Source organism: Bacillus sp. Medicinal_06 (assembly GCF_056711665.1).
The window spans coordinates 24,176-45,900 of record NZ_JBWYHD010000018.1 but is presented as its reverse complement, the minus strand read 5'-3'; the positions used below and the strand labels follow the sequence as shown (position 1 = coordinate 45,900).

General features: G+C 39.3%; 2 protein-coding genes. Both read left to right on the top strand.

Annotated elements, in window-relative coordinates; genetic code table 11:
- Nucleotides 1-2 precede the first annotated feature (2 nt).
- Nucleotides 3-6,473 carry an amino acid adenylation domain-containing protein gene (locus AC1M36_RS25320; RefSeq protein ID WP_479846321.1) on the top strand — a complete coding sequence of 2,157 codons (6,471 nt, stop codon included), beginning with the start codon at nt 3-5 and terminating at the stop codon, nt 6,471-6,473.
- Nucleotides 6,470-21,352, top strand: coding sequence for a non-ribosomal peptide synthetase (locus AC1M36_RS25315; RefSeq protein ID WP_479846320.1), 14,883 nt, complete (start codon nt 6,470-6,472; stop codon nt 21,350-21,352). The genes AC1M36_RS25320 and AC1M36_RS25315 overlap by 4 nt, the downstream gene beginning before the upstream one ends.
- The last annotated feature ends 373 nt before the right edge of the window (nt 21,353-21,725 follow it).

The following is a 21,725-nucleotide window of genomic DNA, read 5'->3' as shown; positions in this document are numbered from 1 at the left end:
AAATGGGAGATGTTATTGATATATATGGATTATCACCTTTACAAAAAGGAATACTGTTTCATACTTTATACGATCAAGATGATGAACATTCTTATTCCTACATTGTACAAGTAAGCTTCTTACTTGGGGGGCAATTGGATGTTGCTACTTTTGAAAAGGCTTGGGAATATGTTATTCATCGACATGAGGTTCTACGCTCAGTATTTGTGTGGGAGGAAGTAGAAAAACCCCTACAAGCAGTTTATCAACGTCTGCCTTTTACTATTCATCAAGAGGATTGGAGTACTCATTCGTATGAGGAGAGGGAGAAGAAATTACACCAGTTTTTGACTGCAGATCGTAGAAAAGGATTTTTATTGGATGAAGCACCATTGATGAGAATCACTGCGATTAAAGAAACAGAAGAGGAAATGAGAATCATTTGGACACATCATCATATTTTGCTAGATGGGTGGAGTGTGTCATTGGTCTTTAGTGAAGTGATGGAAGTTTATCTCAAGATGATAAAGGGAGAATTGTTGAATCTTCCTAAATCTCTTCCTTATAAAAAATATATCCAGTGGCTAAATAAACAAGATCAAAGTCAAGCAGAAAAATTTTGGACAGAAGAATTAAAGGGGTTTTATGCACCTACGCCATTAGCGATGGAAAGAAAGAATCAAGGACAGGAGAAGGGCTATGGAGAGTGTGTTTATCAGATATCTGAGGAAATCACTGAGAATTTACAAGAGTGGGTACGAAATAGTCGATTAACATTGAATACGTTAGTACAAGGCGCATGGGCCTATTTGATGAGTAGGTATAGCGGTGAAAGTGATATCGTATTTGGTGTAACTAGCTCTGGACGTCCTACTGATTTGATAGGAGCAGAGAATATGGTGGGTCTATTTATTAACACATTACCTACTAGAATTCGATTAACGGATGATACATCAGTCGTAGATTGGCTTCGTAAAATACAGATGAAAGAAATGGAACGAAGACAATATGAGTATAATTCATTAGTTGATATTCAAGGGTGGAGTGAGGTTCCGCGGAATAGCTCCTTATTTCATACTTTGTATGTGTTTGAAAATTATCCAATTCAAGGTGAGAGAAATGATGATTTAAGATTACTAAATGTTAAAAGCGCGGAACAAACAAATTACCCTTTAACACTCATTGTAATGCCTGGTAAGAAAATTACTTTAAAGTTGATGTATGATCGAAGCTATTTTAATGAAGAAACAATAAATCGGATTCAGGGTCACTTATTGCAAATATTAATTCAGATGACGAAGAGCCTAGATTCAAAACTCTTTGAAATTACTCATTTAACAGTGGAAGAGCAGACACAGTTACTAGAGGAATGGAATCATACTCAAGTAAAATATTCAGCTGAAGGCATGATTCATACGGTGTTTGAGGAGCAAGTTAAGAAAACGCCAGAAGCAATTGCAGCTATTTACGAAAATGAACAAATTACCTATAGAGAATTGGATGAGCGTGCGAATCAGCTAGCACACTATTTACAAAAGCGTGGTGTAGGTCCAGAGTCTCTAGTCGGGGTATATATGGAACGTTCATTACAAATGATGATAGCGTTATTAGGGATTCTAAAATCAGGAGGGGCGTATGTTCCACTTGATCCTACGTATCCAGAGAGTCGGCTTCGTTATATATTAGAGGATGCTGGAATCGAAGTACTAGTGACGGAAGAAAATTCGAAAAATTTATATGTATCTGAAGATATTGAAACGATTTGTATGAATAAAGATTATACTGCAATTGAAAAACAAGAATCAACCCCATGTACAAGTAGTGTAACAGGAAGAAGTTTAGCGTATGTTATGTATACCTCAGGATCTACAGGGAATCCAAAGGGAGTGATGATTGAGCATCATTCAGTAATCAATTACCTAGAATGGATGCAACATAAATATCCACTTTCTGAAAAGGATGTGGTCTTGCAGAAAACCCCATTCTCATTTGATGTATCTGTTTGGGAGTTATTTTGGGGTATTCACGTTGGAGCAAGTGTATCTTTCCTGCCTCCAGGTGGAGAAAAAGATCCTTCCATTATAGCTGAAGTGATTGAAAAATATCAGGTTACTATAGTTCAATTTGTTCCTTCTATGTTATCTGTTTTCTTAGATCACTTCAATCATATTGAATTGAACATGAAATGTTCGTCCGTACGTCATGTGTTTTCTGGTGGAGAAGAACTAAGTTCAGGATTAGTTAGACGATTTCAACAGCAATGGAATCATAGCGGACAAGTAAAATTAACCAATTTTTATGGACCAACTGAAGCCACTATTTATGTAAATGCATTTGACATTCAGACTAATCAAGAATTTGTTTCTATTGGGCAGCCGATACAAAACACGCAATTATATGTATTAGACCAAAATCAACGCTTGCAATCAATAGGAATCGAGGGTGAGTTATATATTGGTGGTGCTGGTTTAGCGCGTGGATACTTAAATCGCCCGAATCTTACTGCTGAAAAATTCGTTTCGCATCCATTTCGATTGGGGGAACGACTATATCGAACAGGAGATTCAGTAAGATATCTAACTGATGGAAATATAGAATTTATAGGTAGAATGGACTATCAAGTAAAAATGCGTGGTTTTCGGATTGAACTAGGAGAAATTGAAGCGACTTTAGAAAGATGTTCGTTTATTAAAGAGGCTGTCGTATTAGTTAGAGAAGATCGTCCGGGCGATCAGCGATTGGTTGCATATGTAATAAGCGATGGAAATACCCGAAAGTGGAGAGAGTATCTACAAAACCAATTGCCGAATCATATGATTCCAGCGCACTTTGTAGAGTTGGAACAGTTCCCGCTTACTCCGAATGGGAAAATCGACCGAAAGGCCTTGCCAGCACCTGATGAGCAAACTATTGGAGATTTAAATGTTCTACTTCGGACGCCATCGGAAGAGCTTATTGCCTCGGTTTGGAGTCAAGTGTTAGGAACAGAAAATATCAGTATTCAGGATTCCTTCTTTGAACAGGGTGGGCACTCACTACTCGCCACTCAAATCGTCTCTCGATTACAAGAATTGTTCCAGGTTAAAATCCAGCTACGTGAACTTTTCAAGCACGATACAGTGGAAGCATTAGCGAAACGAGTAGATCAGTTGCGCAAAGAAGATAAAAAACGAGAGTTTCGACCCCTTGTACCTATGACACGAGAAGAATCTATTCCACTTTCCTATGCGCAGAAACGTCTATGGTTTATTGATCAATTAATGCCAAATAGTGCGATGTACAATATTCATGCAGCGTGTCGCTTAACAGGTAAATGGTCAATTGAAGCATTGGAGGCCGGATGGAATCAGTTGTTGGAGCGTCATGAATCATTACGGACGATAATTCTAGAACAAGAGGGTGAACCTTTTCAACAGGTTCAATCTCATGAATTCAGACATATCCCTCAAACGGATCTAACAGATCTCTCTTTGGAAGATAGGGAAAGAGAAATGAAACGGCTCATTCAAAACGAAGCGGAGGAACCATTTCATTTTGGACAAGGTTCTCTGATTCGAACACGAGTATTGAAAGTGGACAGGGAAGAATGGGTTCTCCTTTGTACGATGCATCATATTATTTCGGATGGATGGTCAATGGGAATCTTACTTGAAGAATGGATGGCTTTTTATGAAGGAGAACTAAGCGGAAAACCGGTGGAATTGAAGGAGTTATCTATCCAATATGCAGACTTTGTCATGTGGCAGAAGGAATGGCAAAAAGAAGAGAATTTGGATCAACACCTCCAATATTGGAAGGAAGAATTGTCTGGGGAGCTACCGGTTTTACAATTACCGATGGATCGTCCTCGACCTGCGGTTCAAACCCACCGTGGTGCAAGTCAGTCCTTAATGGTGGCGAATTCCCTACAGGAAAAGATCAAAGATTTAAGTCTGCAAGAAGGATGCACTTTATTTATGACATTGATGGCAGCGTATCAAAGCTTCCTTTCTCGTTATACAGGACAAGACGACATCTTGGTTGGAAGCCCAATTGCAAATCGAAATGTTAAAGAGATTGAGGGGGTAATAGGTTTCTTTGCAAATACGTTGGTTTATCGAGCTGATTTCAGTGAAAATCCGACGTTCCAAGAACTTTTGTCGCAGGTACGAAAAAAAGCACTAAAAGCATACGAGTATCAGGACATTCCATTTGAGAAAGTGGTAGAATCCGTAAAACCGGAACGGAATACAAGTCATTCACCGATATTTCAAACCATGTTTACTTTACAGAATACGAAACAAGAGTTTCCCCAGCTATCTGAAAGACACATGGAACTCATGGAAAGTCATGCTTCTATTGCAAAATTTGATTTGAGTTTATTTGCTTCGGAGACGAAAGAAGGATTATCGCTAACCTTTGAATACAATACTGATTTGTTTAATGATACAACCATTGAACGTATGGCAAGTCATTTTGAACATTGGTTAAATCAAATTGTCTCTCATCCAAAATATTTATTATCAGAACTGAATATGTTATCGAAAGTAGAATATAAGCAACTACTAGAGGAATGGAATAAATCAGGTGTTGTAGATATACAAGAAAGCACGATTCATACATTGTTTGAAGAACAAGTGAAAAAAACACCAGAAGCAATTGCAGTAGCATGCGAAGATGAAGAACTAACATATCGAGAGTTGGACGAACGCTCAAATCAGCTAGCACATTATTTACAGAGAAATGGTGTGGTATGCGAATCATTGGTTGGGATTTGCGTTACACGTTCATCCGAGATGATTGTTGGTCTCTTAGGAATTATGAAGGCAGGAGGAGCATATGTTCCAATTGATCCAGCGTATCCGGAAAGTCGACTGCAATATATTTTAGAGGATGCTCATATTAAGGTACTGGTGACACAGGAAAAGTTACAGCAAAAAATGGTTATACCTAAATCCGTTGACGTGATTTGTATTGATCGTGATCGAGCAGAAATAGAACAAGAAGTAGCTACAGTGTGTACGAGTGAAGTGACGGGTGATAACTTAGCCTATATTATCTATACTTCAGGTTCCACTGGAAATCCAAAGGGGGTAATGATTGAGCACAGGAATACAGTAACAATGATTCATTGGGCCCATCAGACATATTCCCGAAAGGATTTAGCTGGGGTATTGGCTTCCACTTCGCTATCCTTTGATTTATCCGTTTTTGAAGTGTTTGTTCCCTTAACGATGGGTGGTAAGGTGATTGTCGCTGAAAATGCTCTGCATCTAGACAAGTTGTCTACCAAGGGTGTGACCTTGATTAATACTGTGCCATCGGCAGCGAAGGAACTAGTTCGAGCAAAAACAATTCCTTCTTCAGTAAAGGTGATGAATTTGGCTGGAGAACCATTACCATATTCACTTGTTCAAGATTTATACGAGAGAAGTACGATTGAGAAGGTGTACAACCTATATGGACCGTCCGAAGATACTACGTATTCCACATATATGGAATTAGAAAAGGGTGTCATGCATAGGGTACCACCAATTGGTAAACCCGTCTTCAATACAGAAGTATATGTACTGAGTGCTGAACAAAAAATGGTTCCAATTGGTGTAGTTGGTGAGCTTTATATTGGTGGATCTGGATTAGCGCGTGGATATTTAAACCGCCCTGACTTAACAAAAGATCGTTTTATAACGCATCCCTTTAAAGAAGAAGAGCGAGTATACCGGACTGGAGATTTAGTAAGGTATTTGCCAGATGGAAATTTGGAGTATCTTGGCCGAATCGATCATCAGGTAAAAATTCGTGGGTTCCGGATTGAACTAGGAGAAATTGAAGCGACATTACAAAAGCATGCATTAATTAACGAAGTTCTTGTGATGGTACGGGAAGATTATCCTGGTGATCCACATTTGATTGCCTATGTTGTGGGAGATGGGGATGCTCATAAGTGGCGTGATTATCTTAAGGACCAGCTACCAAATTACATGATTCCATCATATTTTGTCAGATTGAATGCATTTCCACTCACTCCAAATGGAAAAATTGATAGGAAGGCTTTACCAGCACCAGAAAGACAGGAGATAGCGAGTGGTTATATTGCTCCCCGTACACCTACGGAAAAAACAATCGTTTCGATATGGCATCAAGTTTTAGGTGTAGAAAATATTGGAATACAGGATTCGTTTTTTGAAATAGGTGGGCATTCATTACTTGCTACGCAAGCTGTTTCCAATATTAAAGATGCTTTTGGAATCGAGTTACCATTGCATGATTTATTTACGTTTCATACGGTGCAGCAATTGGCAGAACAGATTGATCAATTGCTCTATAACAAAAATCTAGAAATGCAGAATGATAGTAAGGAGAATGTAAGTCTTCAAGACTACATTCAAAAAGAAGCAGAAGTGAGTAATGATGAAGAATTACTAGAACTGCTTAAGCAATTAGAAGAGCTATCAGAGGAAGAAGCACAAGGGATATTCGAGAGTAATTTGGTTGAGGAGGGGGTAAAAAAATGAGAAGTGATTTACTTGCAAAGCTGAGTTCACTTTCTCCTGAGAAGAGAGCTTGGCTTCAGAAACAAATGCAAAAAAAGGAGAATAAAGAAGAACTCCCATTGTCTTATGCACAACAACGTTTGTGGTTTATGGACAAATTTAACCCAAACAGTTCTTTATATAATATTCCAACGGTATGGCATCTAAAAGGAAGTTGGATTCCTGAAGCATTAGAAAAGGGATTCAATCGACTTATTGAACGTCATGAATCATTACGAACTGTTTTTAAAGAAGTAGGAGAGCAACCTGTACAACAAATTGTCGAATTCCTTCCTAGAGCCTTACCTGTAAGGGATTACTCTCAGCTTCCTCTAGAAGTAAAAGAAAAAGAGGTAGATAGTTTAATTGCGAGAGAAGCGCAAAAACCATTTGATTTAATGAATGGCCCTTTAATTCGTTACCAGCTTGTTCAATTAGGGAAGGATGAATGGTTATTACTGTGTACGATGCATCATATTATTTCTGATGCTTGGTCCATCGGTATATTCATGAATGAATTACTTGCTTTCTATGAAGAAGAAGCTGGCGGGAATCCTGCTAAATTAAGTTCACTATCCATTCAATATGCAGACTTTGCGAAGTGGCAAAAGGAGTGGTTGCAAGGTGATGTGCTAAATCGTCAGCTTACGTATTGGCAGGAAGAATTGTCTGGTGAGCTTCCTATATTACAACTGCCAGTGGACCGACCTCGATCGGTTACGCAAACTTATGCCGGGGATACGCATCACGTGATTTTTCCTTATAGATTACTCAGTCAATTAAAGGATATAAGTCGACAAGAAGGATCTACCTTATTTATGACTTTAATGGCTGCATACCAGAGCTTTCTTGCTCGTTATACGGGACAAAAAGATATTCTAGTCGGAAGTCCGATTGCAAATCGGAATCATAAGGGAGTAGAAGAATTAATCGGTTTCTTTGTTAATACGTTGGTTTACCGATCAGATTTGAGTGGCACCCCTACTTTTCGGGAGATTTTGAACCAAACAAAGAAAAAGGCGTTAAAAGCTTACGAATATCAAGATATACCATTTGAAAAAGTGGTAGAAGCTGTGCAACCTGAACGAAGTATGAGTCATTCTCCTATCTTTCAGACCATGTTTACACTACAGAATATAAAACAAGAACGACTAGATTTGCCTGGTAGAAGTATCGAAATGGTAGAAAGTAATATGTCTATTGCAAAATTTGATTTGAGTTTAACTGCCTATGAAGTGGAAGAAGGTCTATTTGTCTCATTTGAATACAACACGGATTTATTTGATAGTAGTACCGTTGCACGTATGGCAGGCCATTTTGAGAACTGGCTAAATGAAATCGTGTATCATCCAGATGAATCATATACAAAGCTGTCAATGTTATCGGACACAGAGCAGAAACAACTCCTAGAAGAATGGAATGATACTGACGTAGTTTATGGTCATGAGTGTATGATTCATGAGCTATTTGAGCAGCAAGTTGCACGTACACCTGATGCAGTGGCGGTAGTTTATGAAGGTGGAAAGCTAACGTATCAAGAACTCAATGAAAAATCGAACCAATTGGCACATTATCTACAAAAACGAGGTATAGGACCTGAATCATTGGTCGGTATATGTATTGAACGTTCTCCAGATATGATTATTGGTCTCTTTGGGATTTTGAAAGCAGGTGGGGCTTATGTCCCACTGGACCCAAGTTATCCCGAAAACCGCCTGAGATACATTTTAGAGAATTCACAAATTCAAGTGCTGTTAACAAAAGAGGCACTACAGGACTGGTTACCTAAAGATATTCAAGCAATTTGTTTAGACCGGGATCACGCAATGATTTCTAAAGAGAGTAATTTGGCTCCAGTGAGTGGGGTAACAGCAAATAACTTAGCCTATATCATATACACTTCGGGTTCGACGGGAAATCCTAAGGGAGTAATGATTGAACATCATTCGGTTATCAACCGCCTACAGTGGATGCAGAAAAAATATTTATTATCTGAGGAGGATACAATCCTACAAAAGACACCGTTTTCGTTTGATGTTTCTGTCTGGGAATTATTTTGGTGGTCATTTGTAGGAGCACGTGTTTGTTTACTTACACCAGGAGGAGAGAAAGATTCTGGGGTGATTGAGAAGTACATCGAACGATATCGTGTGACCACCATGCACTTTGTTCCGTCGATGTTATCTACTTTCTTAGATTATATGGAACAAAATAATTCGAAAAGGGATGTATCGTCTTTAAATCAGGTTTTTACTAGTGGAGAAGCATTAAATACTGAACAGGTTCGCCGGTTTAAGGGGGTATTTTACGATGTTCAGCAAACAAAGTTAATTAACTTGTATGGCCCTACCGAAGCGACTGTGGATGTTACTTATTATGATTGTGATTTAGAAAAAGAACCAATGCTTATTCCAATTGGTCGTCCAATTGATAATACAGAGTTGTATGTGTTGGATCAACATCAACAGGTGGTACCGATTGGTGTGGCGGGGGAACTTTACCTTGGAGGAGTAGGCTTGGCACGTGGCTACTTCAATCGACCAGAGTTAACTACTGAACGTTTTATCCCGCATCCTTTTAAGGAAGGGGAACGATTATATCGAACGGGTGACCTGGTGAGATATATGAATGATCGTAACTTGGAGTATATTGGAAGAATAGATAACCAAGTGAAAATTAGAGGATTCCGAATTGAATTGGGAGAGATTGAAGCATCTTTACATGATCACTCATCTGTAAAAGAGGCTGTCGTGTTGGTGAAGGAAGATCGACCAGGAGATAAGCAGTTAGTAGCTTATGTAGTGGGTGAAGGAGATACTGGAGAGTGGCGTGAATATCTCAAGAAGCAATTGCCACATTATATGGTTCCAGCATATTTTTTCCAAGTTGAATCGATGCCACTCACGCCAAATGGTAAGGTGAATCGGAAAGCTTTACTGGAATTGGAGGCACAGTTCATAAGTGAAGATATTACTTCATCAAGAACACCAGTGGAAGAGCTCATCGTTTCTGTATGGAGTCAAGTGTTAGGTATAAGAAATATTAGTGTTCAGGATTCTTTTTTTGACATCGGTGGTCACTCGCTACTAGCAACTCAAGTAGTGTCACGCTTACAAGAAATCTTTCAAATCGAATTACCGGTACGTGAACTATTTGAGTATGCAACGGTGGAGTCACTGGCAAAGCGAATAGATCAGTTACGTAAAGGAGATAGAAAACGAGAGATTCCACCACTAATGCCGATGCAACGAGGGGAAACTATTCCGCTTTCTTATGCCCAACAGCGCTTATGGTTTATCGATCAATTTACTCCTAATAGTGCACTTTACAATATACCAATGGTATGCCGCCTTACAGGGAGTTGGCTACCTGAGGCATTGGAAACGGGATGGAATCAGCTAATAGAGCGTCATGAATCATTACGGACGGTCTTTCATGAATTGAACGGTCAACCCGTGCAGCAAATTGAACCGTATGCTTTTCGAGCAATTCCGAAAACGGATTTAACTATGCTTTCTCCAGAAGAACGAGAAGAAGAAGTTAAACGTTTGATTCAACAAGAAACAGAAGTGCCATTCGATTTAGGCGAGGGTCCACTGATTAGGGCAAGTATTTTGCAAGTGGGAGAGGCAGAATGGATTCTCCTTTGTACTCTACATCATATCATTTCAGATGGATGGTCAATAAGAGTCCTACTTGAAGAGTGGATGGCATTCTATGAGAAAGCCACGGATGGAAAGAGAGCAGAACTTGAACCATTACCAGTTCAATATGCCGACTTTGCTCAGTGGCAAAAAGGATGGCTGAAGGAGGAAGTGCTTGATCAACAACTCCAATATTGGAGGGAAGAATTGTCTGGGGAGCTTCCTGTACTCCAACTTCCAATGGATCGCCCGCGTCCTGCAATACAAACTCATTATGGATCGACATACACTCTGGTTCTGCCAAGCACTCTACATGACAAATTGAATGAATTAAGTCGACAAGAAGGGGCTACACTCTTCATGACCCTGTTAGCTGCATATCAAAGTTTTCTATCACGTTATACGGGACAAGAAGATATTCTGGTAGGAAGTCCAATTGCTAATCGAAATTATAGAGAAATTGAAGGACTAATTGGTTTCTTCGTCAACACGTTGGTTTATCGGGCTGATCTGAGTGGTAGACCGACATTTCAGGATGTTCTGTCTCAGGTTCGTCAAAAGGCATTGAAGGCGTATGAATATCAAGATATCCCTTTTGAAAAAATTGTAGAAGTTGTACAACCAGAGCGGAGTACAAGTCATTCGCCAATCTTCCAAACTATGTTCATCTTGCAAAATATGAAACAAGAGTTCCCGGTGTTATCTGGTAGAAGTATTGAAATGATAGAAAGCCATAGTCCAATCGCAAAGTTTGATTTAAGTGTAATGGTAGCTGAGACGGAAGAGGGATTACTTTTTACTTTTGAATATAATAAGGATTTATTTAATGCTACAACTATTGAACGGATGGCAGGACACTTTGAGAAATGGCTACACGAAGTTTCCCATCACCCACAAAATCCGTTGCATGACCTGAGCATGCTATCGGAAGCTGAGCGTAATTTGTTATTAGAAGCATGGAATGACACTGTAATGGAAATGTCCCCTCAAGGTCTTATTTGCGACAGGTTTGAGGAACAAGTTGCAAGGCGTCCTGATGCGATTGCCGTAGTTGATCAAACAAAAAAGTGGACTTATGGTGAACTGGATGCACAAGCAAATCAGTTGGCAAATGTTTTACAGCGAAAAGGAGTCGCTCCAGAGTCAGTCGTGGGAGTTTATCTTCCGAGGTCAGCTGAGCTCATGGCAAGTTTACTAGGCATTTTAAAAGCTGGTGGAGCTTATGTCGTTTTAGATCCGTTGTATCCAAAATCAAGGTTAGAATACATGATTGAAGATGCAGGAATTCAAATTGTAGTGACAGCGGAAGGACAAGAAGACCATTTCGAACACGTCGAAATGGTGAGGTTAGAAGAATTAACAGTGGAAAGTATAACTGCACCTACACGGCAGATAAATCCAGAGAACTTAGCTTATATCGTCTATACCTCTGGTTCTACAGGAAAGCCAAAGGGCGTCATGGTTGAATATCGCTCATTAATGAATATGGTCTCTTGGCATCAAGAAGTTTATTGTATTACAACAGAGGATCGTGCGACCCAGATTGCGGGAATTGCCTTTGATTCGGCTGTCCAGGAGATTTGGCCGTATCTAACTGCTGGTGCAGCACTCTACTTGTCAACAGAGGAACTGAGAATTAATCCAGAAGCACTAAGAGACTGGCTCATTGATTCGCGAATAACAGCTAGTTTTGCACCTACGCCTATTCTGGAAAGACTCTTGAAATTATCTTGGCCAGATAAAACGGATCTTCATTTTATCATTACTGGTGGGGATCAATTAACGCAGTATCCATCTAAAGATATTCCTTTTGCGGTAATCAATCAGTATGGTCCGTCGGAAAATACCGTTGTTACCACGGATTGTTATGTACCTGTAGGAGTGACAAAAGGTACGCCATCGATTGGTCGACCGATTGCGAATACAGAAGTTTATGTTTTAGATTCTCATCTTCAGTTAGTACCAATTGGTGTGATTGGAGATTTATATATTGGAGGGAAGAGTCTTGCACGTGGATATGCTAATCGTCCGGATCTCACAAAGGAAAAATTTATTCCACATCCTTTCAAGTCAGGAGAACGTCTCTATTACACCGGGGATAAAGCAAGTTATCTTTCTGATGGTAATCTCCAGTTCCATGGTCGTATAGATGACCAAGTGAAAATTCGTGGTTTCCGGATTGAATTGGGAGAAATAGAAGCAGTTTTACAGGCACATTCTTCTGTGAAAGAAGCGGTTGTATTGGTACGGGAGGATAAGCAAGGTGACAAGAGATTAGTAGCTTATATAGTGGGTGAAGGAAGTGTCGATGGATGGCGAGAACATCTACAAACACATTTACCAAATTATATGGTTCCAACAAACTTTATTGAGATGGAATTTTTACCACTTACACCGAATGGAAAACTTGATTTGAAGGCATTGCCTATACTTAGTGAACTATCTACTGAAAATACTGTATACCCACGAACTCCGCTGGAAGAACTTATCGCTTCAGTGTGGAGTCAAGTGCTAGGAATAGGAGACATTGGTGTTCAGGATTCTTTCTTTGAGCTTGGTGGTCACTCTTTACTTGCTACACAAGTGGTCTCACGCTTACAAGAAATCTTTCAAATTAAATTACCGGTACGCGAACTGTTCGAATATTCAACGGTCGAGGCATTATCGAAACGAATGGATCAGTTACGTAAGGGGAGCGAAAAACGAGAAATTCCATCATTGATGCCGATGGAACGAGGAAATAATATTCCACTTTCTTATGCCCAACAGCGCTTATGGTTTATTGATCAGTTTGCACCTAATAGTGCACTTTATAATATGCCAATGGTATGCCGCCTTAAAGGAAATTGGTTACCTGAAGCATTGGAGTTGGGATGGAATCAGTTGATAGAGCGTCATGAATCTTTGCGTACGGTATTTCATGAAGTGGACGGTCATCCTGTGCAACAGATTCGACCGTATATTTTCCGTCCTCTTCCGCAAATGGACTTAACTAAGCTTTCATTAGAGGAGAGAGAAAGAGAATTAGAGCAATGGGTTCAAACTGAAGTCGAATCTCCATTTGATTTAGAACAAGGACCATTGTTCCGTGGACAAATCGTGAAAATTTCAGACGAAGAATGGGTTCTTCTGTGTAATATGCATCATATTGTCTCAGATGGATGGTCGATGGAAATCTTGCTCCAAGAATGGATAGCATTTTATGAGGAGGCGATTGGTGAAAAACCAGCAGAGCTTGCACCACTACCAGTTCAATATGCCGATTTTGCTCAGTGGCAAAGAGAATGGTTGAAAGATGAAGTACTAAATCAACAGCTTGCATATTGGAAGGAAGAATTATCTGGTGAGTTACCAGTCTTAATGTTGCCGATGGATCGTCCGCGTCCTCTAGTGCAAACTCACCATGGATTAACTCATAATGTGTTGTTGTCACGCTCATTACTGGATAAATTAAACGAACTAAGTCGTCAAGAAGGGGCCACGCTTTTCATGACCTTATTGGCATCGTATCAAAGTTTCCTTGCCCGTTATACGGGACAATCGGATATTATTGTTGGCAGCCCAATTGCAAATCGAAATTATCGAGAAATTGAAGGGCTGATTGGTTTCTTTGTCAACACATTGGTTTATAGAGCTGATTTAAGTAATGCACCGGCATTTCAAGAGTTGTTGTCTCAAGTGCGGTTAAAAGCATTGAAGGCGTATGAGTATCAAGATGTTCCGTTTGAGAAAATTGTAGAGGTTATCCAACCTGAACGAAGTACAAGTCATTCTCCGATTTTCCAAACCATGTTTACACTGCAAAATACGGAACAGGAACTACCAGAGCTACATGGACGAAATATAGAAGTAATGGAGAGCAACGCTCCAATCGCTAAGTTTGATTTAAGTTTAACTGCTGCAGAAGTGGAAGAGGGTTTATCGCTTAATTTTGTTTATAGGACTGAGTTATTTGACAGTTTAACTATTGAATCTATGGCTGAACATTTTGGAAACTGGTTGAATTTAATCGTGGAACATCCTGATAAATCATTAGCTAAGTTACCTATACTATCAGGATTACAGCAAAAACAGTTAGAAGAGTGGAATAATAATGCCGTAGCATATCCACAAGAAAGTGCGATTCATCAGCTGTTTGAAGAGCAAGTAAATCGTACACCTGACGCGGTGGCAGTGGTAGATGAAAAACAGCAGTTAACATATCGAGAGCTCAATGAAAAAGCTAATCAATTGGCCCACTATCTTCAGCAATGTGGGATTGGGACTGAATCATTAGTTGGACTTTTCTTTGAGCGTTCAGTTGAGATGATTGTTGGTATTATGGGGATTTGGAAGGCTGGAGCAGCATATGTTCCATTGGACCCATCATATCCAGAAAGTCGCCTACGATATATTTTGGAGGACACTGGAATTCAAGTGTTAGTTACGAACGAATCATTAGAAGATTGGATACCTAAAGAAGTCAAGGTAGTTTGTCTAGATAGGGATCAAGCAATGATTTCACAAGAAAGCATTCTTTCACCAAAATGTGAGGTAACAGGAGAAAGCCTAGCGTATGTTATCTATACTTCGGGATCGACGGGGAATCCAAAGGGTGTTTTGGTACAGCATCATTCTGTAATAAACTTGTCGCATGGTTTACAGAAAGAGGTTTTCGCACATGAGATATCATCTAACATGCATGTCGGTTTAAATGCGTCAATTGCCTTTGACGCATCTATCCAGCAATTACAAATGCTGTTGCATGGTTCAAGTTTGTATATTATTCCGAATGAAGTTAGAAGTGATCCGGAACAGTTTGTAGCTTATATTCGGGAGAACAAATTAGAAATCTTTGATATAACACCTTCATTACTTCAATTACTTATAGATGGCGGATTGTTAGAAACGTGCGATGGCGTTCATGTTCCAAGTAAGGTATTGGTCGGCGGCGAAGCGATTATGCCGTCATTATGGGAACAGCTAGTAGAGACTGATAAAATTGATTTTTATAATGTATATGGTCCTACAGAATGTACAGTTGATGCAACATGCTATCATATCAAAAAAGATAGTAAGAGAGTAACAATTGGGCGTCCGTTGCCGAACGTTCAAACTTATGTATTGGATAGAAATTTGTTACCAGTTCCAGTTGGTGTGATGGGTGAACTCTATATCGGAGGAGCAGGTTTAGCGAGGGGATACTTGAATCGCCCAGAGTTAACATCCGAACGATTTATTTCCCATCCTTTCAAAAAGAGCGAGAGGTTATATAGAACGGGAGATCTCGTGAGATATCTTCCTGACGGTAATATAGACTATCTAGGAAGAATGGATAATCAAGTGAAGATTAGAGGATTTCGAATTGAACTTGGGGAGATTGAGTCGATCTTACAGGAGCATTACTTGGTAAAAGAGGTAGTTGTAATAGTTAGGGAAAATCAGTCGGGAGATAAGAGGCTGATAGCTTATGTAGTGGGCGAAGGCAGTTTAGAAGAATGGCGCGAGTATCTTAAAACAAAACTGCCAATCCATATGATACCTTCCTATTTTGTCGAAATGGAAGAGTTACCGCTAACCATAAATGGAAAGGTTGATCGGAAATCGTTGCCTATACCAGATTATCAAGGAACACAAGAAGGCTACGTGGCCCCAAGAAATGAACGTGAGCATATGCTTTCTATCATTTGGGAACGTGTGCTGGGTTCAAAACGTATTGGTATTCATGATAACTTTTTTGAAATTGGTGGGGATTCAATTCTTAGCATTCAGATTGTCTCTCGTGCGAAGCAAGCTGGTTTACAATTGACACCAAAACAAATATTTGAACACCAAACGATTGCAGAGTTGGCACAAGTAGTCAAAGAAGAACAAGGTGTACAAGCCGAACAGGGAATTATAACTGGAGATACGATACTTACACCTATTCAGCAAAGGTTTTTTGCACAAAATCATCCTAACCCACATCATTGGAATCAATCCATGTTCTTTAGAACGAAAGAGAAACTGGACATAGTATCACTGGAGAAGTCAGTGCGTAATCTTTTACTTCATCATGATGCCCTGCGTTTAAGATATGAACGTTTACCTGATGGGGCTTGGAAACAGTGGAATGAAGGAATAGAAGAACAATTGATGCTGACTGTCATTTCATTAGACGAAGTGCCGGAAGACGATTGGCATCAAGTTATTCAAAAAGAGATTAATATTGCACAAGGAAGTTTGAATTTACATGATGGTCCGTTAATGAGAATGGTGTATTTTGATGAAGGTGAGAAGACTGGCCGATTATTTTGGACGATTCATCACTTAGCCGTGGATGGTGTTTCTTGGCGAATTTTATTGGAAGATCTGCAAACAGCGTATACTCAAGCAATTCAGGGGCAGAAAATTCAATTACCTATAAAGAGTACATCCTTTAAAGAGTGGTCGGAGAAATTACATCATTACGCTGAATCTGGAATATCGCAAGAAGTGCTGCATTACTGGGAGCAGCAGTCTGAACAAGACGTAGTTATACTGCCGGTAGATGGTACCATAAGTGATCCGGTAAGCGCAGTAACTGAGGAAATTACTGTGGTGTTAGATGAGAATGAGACCCGTATGTTATTGCAAGAGACTTTAAGCACTCATCGTGTCCAAATTAATGAAGTATTATTAGCAGCATTGGTACAAGCTACGGCAGAATGTACAGGGCAGCCGATATTAAGCGTGGATTTAGAGGGGCATGGTCGAGAAGAGATTATTGAAGATGTTGACTTATCGAGAACCGTGGGATGGTTTACAAGTATTTATCCTGTTCACTTAAATATTACTAGTGCCAACACGCCAATTGCAGCATTAAAAGCAGTTAAAGAACAAGTACGCAAAATTCCTAATAAGGGTGTTGACTATGGAGTGTTGCGTTACATGAACGCAACACTGTGTGAGCAATTGGGCTCTCAACATACACCGTCTATTAGTTTTAACTATCTTGGACAATTTGACCAAATGTTTTCTAACGATGCAATGTTTATTCCGGAGAACGAATTTAAGCGTTTAGATCATGCTTCCGGTTCCAAGCGATCGCATTTAATTGATGTAATAGGGGTTGTAACGGATGGAAAACTTCAGTTCACTTGGGTATACGATGTTGGACAATTCGCGAAATCAACGATTCAAAGTATTGCACAGAATATGCTTCATCAACTGAGCAGATTGATTCAATCTTCAGATAGAGAATCTGCACTGACCGTTTCAGATTTTGGGATGACTAATCTTAACCAAGCGAGTTTGACAAACGTACTAACTAAGATGAATCGTGGAAAGAACTATCCAATTACGGATTTATATCCACTATCACCTTTGCAAGAAGGTATGATTTTCCACACGTTGCATGACCAAGGGGATGAACATGTTGCGCCGTATATAGTGCAATTAAGTTTTATGATTAAAGGGAAAATGGATATTCCTACTTTTGAGCAGGCGTGGAAATCTGTAATTCAGCGGCATGAAATTTTCCGTACAGCATTTGTTTGGGGCGAAATTGAAGAACCTTTACAAGTGGTGTATGAAAATATTCCATTTAAGGTGAACAAAGAAGACTGGCGCACAATGACAACTGAAGAGATACAGGAAAAAAGAAAAGTCTTTTTGGCATTAGATCGAAAACAAGCCTTCCTATTTGATGAAGCGCCATTGATGCGGGTAACGGTCATTCAAGAAGGTGAGGAAGAATATCGGATTGTTTGGACACATCACCATATTTTGCTGGATGGATGGAGTTTACCACTGGTCTTTAATGAATTACTTACAGTCTATCAAAAGAGAATGAATGGAGAAGCTGTGAATTTACCTAATTCATCGCCATATAAGAAATATATCCAATGGCTAAGAGAACAAGATAAGGAGCAGGCGGAACAATTTTGGAGAGAGAAACTTAAAGGTTTTACTGCACCAACTTTGCTGGGCTTAAAAAGTAAAGAGGAAGAAAAAGGTTACACAGAGAAGGTTACTTATTTATCAGAAGAGCAGACCCAAGCGTTACAAGGATGGGCGAAACGCAATAAACTTACTTTGAGTACAGTAATTCAAGGTGCATGGGCATATCTCATGAGCCGCTATAGTGGAGAAAATGACATTGTCTTTGGTGTAACAAGCTCAGGGCGTTCTACGGAGATTATTGATGTTGAAAACATCGTAGGTCCTTTCATTACAACGTCACCGACGCGAATTCAATTGATGGATGATATAAAAGTAATGGTTTGGTTGCAGAAGATACAAGAGGAAGAGATAGAAAGAAGACAATATGAGTATGCTTCTTTGACAGAGATTCAGGGGTGGAGTGAAGTTCCTAGAGGGACACCACTGTTCAATAGTTTATATGTGTTTGAAAATTATCCAGTGAAAGAGGAGTCTTCAGAAAATCTGGAAATTGGTGAATTGGAAGGAGTAGAACAAACCCACTACCCATTAGGATTGGCTGTAGTTCCAGGAATCCAGTTATCGTTAAAGTTAATGTATGACCGTAGTAAGTTTAATAGATTAACTATTGAACGAATGTTAGGCCATTTACACCAAGTGTTAATGCAAATGCTCAAAAACATTGATCAAACTCTATCGGAGCTGGTATATATTACGGAAACTGAACAAAGACAACTATTGGAAGAATGGAATGATAATGCTATATCCTATCCACGGGAGAATGTGATTCATCAATTATTCGAAGAGCAAGTGAATCGTACACCCGATGCGGTGGCAGTAGTGGATAAAAAACAGCAACTAACGTATCGGGAGCTGAATGAAAAAGCTAATCAATTGGCCCATTATCTTCAGAAATGTGGGATTGGGACTGAATCATTGGTTGGCCTCTGCTTTGAGCGTTCTGTTGAGATGGTTGTTGGCCTCATGGGAATTTGGAAGGCTGGGGCAGCCTATGTTCCATTAGATCCATCCTATCCGGAAAGTCGCCTACGATATATTCTGGAAGACACAGAAATTCAAGTATTAGTTACAAATGAGGCATTAGTGGGTTGGATACCTAAAGAAATCAAGGCAGTTTGTCTAGATAGGGATCAAGCAATGATTTCTCAAGAAAGCAAACTTTCACCAATATGTGAGATAACAGGGGAAAACCTAGCGTATGTTATCTACACTTCAGGATCGACGGGGAATCCAAAGGGGGCTTTAGTACAGCACCATTCTGTAATAAATCTATCATATGGTTTACAAAAAGAAGTTTTCTCACATGAGATACCTAGTAATATGCGTATCGGTTTAAATGCGTCAATTGCCTTTGATGTATCTATTCAGCAATTACAAATGTTGTTGTATGGTTCAAGTTTATATATTATTCCAAGCGAAGTTCGCACTAATCCGGAACAATTTGTGTCCTATATTAGAGAGAATGAGTTGGAAATGTTTGATATGACACCTTCATTACTTCAATTACTTATAGATGAAGGGTTGCTAGAAACAAGCGCTGATGTTCATGTACCAAGCAAGATACTGGTCGGTGGTGAAGCAATCATGCCGTCATTATGGGAACAGCTAGTAGAGACTGAAAAAATTGATTTTTATAACGTATATGGTCCTACAGAATGTACGGTTGATGCAACGTGCTATCATATCAAAACAGATAGTAAGAGAGTTACAATTGGGCGTGCGTTGCCGAACGTTCAAACTTATGTATTGGATAAAAATTTGTTACCTGTTCCAGTTGGTGTAACAGGTGAGCTATATATTGGTGGTGCAGGTATAGCGAGAGGATATTTGAATCGCCCAGAATTAACAGCAGAGCGATTCATCCGTCATCCATTTAATGAAGAAGAGCGTTTATATCGGACGGGAGATTTGGTTCGTTATTTATCTGATGGTAATTTAGACTACTTGGGAAGGATCGATAATCAAGTGAAAATTCGGGGTTTCCGAATTGAACTTGAAGAGATTGAAGCGAATCTAGAGAGTCATCCATTGGTGAAAGAAGCAGTAGTTTTGGTAACAGAGGATAAATTAGGAGAGCAGAGATTGGTCGCTTATGTAGTTGGAGATGGGAGTATACATGAATGGCGTGAATATCTCAAGACACAAGTACCGAATTATATGGTTCCCGCACACTTTATTAAGGTAGATACGATTCCTCTTACAACGAATGGAAAAGTTGATCGAAAGGCATTGAACAGTTTAACTATTCAAAGAGAAAATAACTTCTCTACACCAATCATTCCAAGGGATGAAATTGAATATCAGTTGATTAAAATCTGGCAGGATTTGCTACAAATAGAAGATGTCTATGTAAATGATGATTTCTTTAATAGAGGGGGACACTCTCTCCTTGTAATCAAATTGGTTTCAAAAATTAGGGAGAAGTTTGGAAAAGAGATTAAAGTGTCTACATTGATTAAGAATCCCACAGTGGAAGGAATTGCATGCCTTATTCGTGATAAGCATGGTATGACAAAATCTGTATCAGCTCCAGTTCCACTACAAGAATCAGAGAAAAGACCTTTCTTCTGCGTTCATCCGTTTATGGGGAATGTATTCTGTTACATTCAACTAGCAAGATTGCTTAAGAACCACTGTTCATTTTATGGTTTACAGAATCCTCTCATAGAAAAGAGAGGAATTGACGAGTTGACCTTGTCGGAAGTAATTCAACTTTACATCGAAGAAATAAAACGTGTTCAGCCAGAAGGCCCATATCATCTTGGAGGATGGTCTTTAGGCGGTGCAATTGCTTATAAAATCGCAACTGTACTAAGGAATCAAGGAGAAGAAGTTGAGTTGTTGGTACTCATGGATACTAAAGTACCTTCAGGGGAGGATCATAAAACAAGGGAGGATATGCTCTCATATATATCTAAGCATTTCATTCCTAGAGATCTTACAGAGCAGGAAGGAGAACTCGTCCATCAACAAGATATGCTTGTGGAGCGATTAATTATAGAAGGAGTGTTACCGCCTGATGCAGATCTTATGAATTTGAGGCAAGTTATCAATGCTCATAGGAAATGCCTGAACATCATGGCAGGGCATGATTTGATACCATACTTTGGAGAAGTTATCTACTTTAGTGCTGAGGAAGGAAAAGAGTTGTTTACAGATTGGGGACCTTTATTAAAAGGAAGAGTAAATAAGTATTCAGTCCCTGGATCACATGAAGAAATAGTGGGCTCCCCCGCAGTTGAAAAGATAGCTAAGTATCTACTAAATAAATTAGAAGGAATAAAAGAGACACCTCTTGCATTAATGGAAAAGTAGAGAGCACAAAAGATGCAACTCTATGAACGAAAATTGTGATTATTAAAGTTGTTATTTGAGGGTAGCAGTGTAAACGAATAGGGCAGCCCAATAACTGCACATCAAGTGTAGGAAATTATGAATATATCAAGAGCATTACTTTTTAAGGGGTTAATGTAAAAATTGCTTCATAGAGACATAGAAGCCTATATGAGTTGTTTATAGTATAGTGTAAATGATCTGAAGTTTTTGTACCAGATGCTAATACTTTGATGATATTGCTGAGGAAAGGTGTATATTTTCATTGATATGTAAATATGCACCTTTTCTATTGTAAATGCAATTTAATAAAGACAAGATATAAAATTAATTTGAATTTCTGTAACGCACATAT